The following is a 3777-nucleotide window of genomic DNA, read 5'->3' on the forward strand; positions in this document are numbered from 1 at the left end:
CCGCTGCGGGTGGAGGTACCGGCCGGCTTCGCCTGGACCAAGGCGGGGCAGCGTCGCGAGTACCTGCGTGGTCGTCTGGAGCAGGGCCGCGCGGTGCTCTATCCGAACCAGAGTTCCGGGGTACTGCGCAGCGCTTCCTGGGCCGAGGGGCTGGTGGAGGTCCGCGAGGGACGTACCCTCGTGGAAGGCGAGGGCGTGGCGTTCATTCCGCTGAGCGAACTGCTCGACTGAGCCGACGGTGGCCGGATGGCCGCCGTTCTCATTGCGCCGCCGGCTCCTTCCGCCGTTGCCGGTACTCGCCGGGCGTCTGCCCGGTCCAGCCCTTGAAACTGCGATGGAACGAGCGGGACTCGGTGAAGCCCAGGTACTGGGCGATGTCCTGGATCGGCAGCTCGCTATGCAGCAGGTAGTGCTCGGCCAGTTCGCGGCGCAGTTCGTCGAGGGTCTGCTGGTAGCTGCTGCCGGCTTGCTGCAGGTGGCGTTGCAGGGTGCGTACGGTCATGCCGAACTTCTCCGCCACCCGTTCCTTGCGCGGCAGGCCGTCCTTGAGTAGCTGGCGCAGGGCGTTCTTCACCCGCAGCGGCAGCGGCTCGTCATCGTCCAGCTCGGCCATCAGCGCCAGGGCATGTTCTTCCAGGGTGCGCAGCAGCGTCGCGTCGGCCTGGCGCAGCGGCAGCGCCAGGTAGTCCAGTGGTACCAGCAGCGCCGAACAGGGTTGGGTGAAGCGCACCGGACAGCCGAAGAAGGTCTCGTAGTCTTCCACGCGGGTTCCGTCCGGCAGGTCGTGTTCCAGCCAGACCTCGTCCGGCGAACCTTCCAGGTCGGCGATCCAGCGCGCGTAGAGGACCCAGGAAGCCAGGACGTGCTCGACCATGTGGCGCCGTACCAGGGGTGTCTGGTGGCGGCAGTTCCAGATCAGCCGGACCTGCCCGCCGGCCGCCTCGATGCGGCTGGTGCCCATGTCGCCGACCAGCTTCTCGTAGGGCGTGATGCGGCTCATGGCCTCGCCCAGGGTGGCGCAGTTCATCGCGATGTAGCCGAGCACGCTCCAGGAGCCGGGCTGGACGAAGCGCGCCGAATGCAGGCCGAACAGGGGATCGCCGGAATGCTCGCAGAAATAGCCGAGCAGGCGCTCGTGGGCTTCGCCCGGCAGGCGCTGGCGATTGTCGTTGAGCTGGTCGGCCTGGAGGCCGGCGGCGGCCAGGGCAGGGGCGATGTCCAGGCCGAGCCGTTCGGCGTGGCGCAGGTACTTCAGCAGGGCCGGAACCGAGGTGGAGCCAAGGGTCTGCATGGTCGTTGTTCTTGTCGTGGCGGGTGGAACAGGCCGTCCGGCGTGCGTGCCGGCTGTCTTGATCGGTCACAGGGAGTGTCTCGATCCGACAGTGACAGGCGAGGGCGGCTGGCTAGTATAGGCAGCCAGAAAGGTTCCGATAAACAGGTTGCCGCGACAAGCGAGGGGAGAGGTTCATGCGTCGTTGGAATGGCTGGGGCGAAGAAAGCACCGTGGTCGAATTGCCGGACAGCGCCCGTGGGTTCCTGGCGGAACTGGTTGGGCAGGGCGCACGCTTGCCGGACGCCAGCCTGGAGGCGGCGCTGGCGAAGGTCCCGGCGTCGCGCCTGGAGGCCGATCCGCGCTACAGCATCGACCCCCGTGAGCGTCTGCTGCATGCCCGCGGGCAGAGCCTGCCGGACTGGCTGGCGATGCGCGAGGGCGACTTCGGCGTCTACCCGGACGCCGTGGCCTATCCGGAAACCGCCGAGCAGATCCGCGAGTTGCTGGCCCTGGCCGACTCCCGCGACCTGCAACTGATTCCCTATGGCGGCGGTACTTCCGTGGCCGGCCATATCAATCCGCAAGCCTCGCGGCGGCCGGTACTGACGGTCTCGCTGGAGCGTATGAACCGCCTGCTCGATCTGGACCGCGAGAGCCTGGTCGCGACCTTCGGCCCCGGCGCCGCCGGCCCGCAGGTGGAGAGCCAGTTGCGTGCGCTGGGCTACACGCTCGGGCATTTCCCGCAGTCCTGGGAGTTGTCGACCCTCGGCGGCTGGGTCGCCAGCCGCTCCAGCGGCCAGCAGTCGCTGCGCTACGGGCGGATCGAACAACTTTTCGCCGGCGGGACCCTGGAGACCTTCGCCGGGCCGCTTGAAATCGCTACCTTCCCGGCATCCGCGGCGGGACCGGACCTGCGCGAACTGGTGCTGGGCTCTGAGGGACGCTTCGGGATCATTTCCTCGGTGAAGGTGCGGGTCTCGCCGCTGGCCGAGGACGAGCGCTTCTACAGCGTCTTCCTGCCGAACTGGCAGCAGGCCCTGCAAGCCACCCGCGAGCTGGCCCAGGCGCGCGTGCCGCTGTCGATGCTGCGCCTGTCCAACGCCGTGGAGACCATGACCCAACTGGCCCTGGCCGGCCATCCCGGACAGATCGCCTGGCTGGAGAAATACCTGGCACTGCGCGGCGCGGGCGAGGGCAAGTGCATGCTGACCTTCGGCGTGACTGGCAACCGTCGGCAGAACGGATTGTCGCTGAGCCAGGCGAAGGCCTTGCTGAAACGCTTCGGCGGGGTCTTCACCGGCACCCTGCTGGGGCGCAAGTGGGCGCAGAACCGCTTCCGCTTCCCCTACCTGCGCGAGGCCCTGTGGCAGGCGGGCTACGCCGTGGACACCCTGGAGACCGCCACCGACTGGAGCAACGTCGACGGCCTGCTGCAGAAGATCGAGGCCAGCCTGCGCGACGGCCTGGCCGCCGAGGGCGAGAGGGTCCATGTGTTCACCCACCTCTCGCATGTCTATGGCGAGGGGTCGAGCATCTATACCACCTACGTGTTCCGTCCGGCCGCGAGCTATGCGGCGACGCTGGAGCGCTGGAAGCGTCTCAAGCATGCGGCCAGCCAGGCGATCGTCGACAATCGCGGCACCATCAGCCACCAGCATGGCGTCGGCAAGGACCACGCACCCTACCTGCCCCGCGAGAAGGGCGAACTGGGCGTCGCCGCGCTGCGTGCCATGGCCGGTCACTTCGATCCGGCCGGGCGGCTCAACCGCGGCACCTTGCTGCAGGACTGAGCGGAATGACTTCAGCCTGGAACGAGGAGTGGCGTCGCCGCCGCCTGCCGGCGCTGGCGGGGCAGGAGTGGGACCTGATCGTGGTCGGCGGCGGCATCAGCGGTGCCGGCATCCTCCGCGAAGCCGCGCGGCGCGGCTGGCGCTGCCTGCTGCTGGAGCAGCGGGACTTCGCCTGGGGCACCTCGAGCCGCTCGTCGAAGATGGTCCATGGCGGCCTGCGCTACATCGCCAAGGGCCAGTGGCGGCTGACCCGCGACTCGGTGCGCGAGCGCCAGCGCCTGCTCGGCGAGGCGCCTGGGCTGGTGGAGCCGTTGAGCTTCGTGATGGCCCACTACCGCGGCGGCTTTCCCGGCCCGCGGCTATTCGGCGGCCTGCTGAGCGTCTACGACGCCCTTGCCGGGCGGCGCAACCACCGTTTCTACGACGCCGCCGCGTTGCGCTACCTGGCGCCGGGCCTGAAGGAACAACGGCTGCTCGGCGGCACGCGATTCTTCGATGCGGTGACCGACGATGCGCGCCTGGTGCTGCGGGTGCTGGCCGAGGCGCGTCACGACGGCGGCGAGGCATTCAACGGCATGCGTGTGCGCGAATTGCTGCGCGAGGGCGGCCAGGTGGTCGGCCTGCACGCCGAGGACCGCGAGAGCGGCGAGCTTCTCGACTTTCGCTGCCGTGCCCTGGCGGTGGCCACCGGGGCCTGGGCCGATGAGTTGCGCC

The 3777-nt window shown here is 69.2% G+C and carries 3 protein-coding genes and 1 pseudogene; 3 read left to right on the forward strand and 1 reads right to left on the reverse strand.

Features of this window, described 5'->3' with window-relative positions; all coding sequences use genetic code 11:
* Positions 1-231, forward strand: a pseudogene (locus FFS27_RS30130) (molybdopterin molybdenumtransferase MoeA); the annotation flags it as partial.
* A 28-nt stretch (positions 232-259) separates the two neighbouring features.
* On the opposite strand, the gene gliR reads toward FFS27_RS30130, so the two are convergent.
* Positions 260-1291: an AraC family transcriptional regulator GliR gene (gene gliR / locus FFS27_RS30135; RefSeq protein ID WP_003091237.1), complete on the reverse strand. Its 1032-nt coding sequence runs from the start codon at positions 1289-1291 to the stop codon at positions 260-262.
* A 176-nt stretch (positions 1292-1467) separates the two neighbouring features.
* Between gliR and FFS27_RS30140 the strand changes: the two genes are divergently transcribed.
* The gene (locus FFS27_RS30140) at positions 1468-3063 is read left to right on the forward strand and encodes an FAD-binding oxidoreductase (protein ID WP_003091236.1); all 1596 of its coding nucleotides are present in this window, start codon (positions 1468-1470) and stop codon (positions 3061-3063) included.
* Positions 3064-3068: 5 nt separating this feature from the next.
* The coding region (locus FFS27_RS30145; RefSeq protein WP_137952426.1) for an FAD-dependent oxidoreductase at positions 3069-3777 on the forward strand (709 nt) is incomplete at its 3' end.

It is taken from the genome of Pseudomonas sp. 2VD, assembly GCF_005503585.1.
Classification (GTDB): domain Bacteria; phylum Pseudomonadota; class Gammaproteobacteria; order Pseudomonadales; family Pseudomonadaceae; genus Pseudomonas; species Pseudomonas aeruginosa.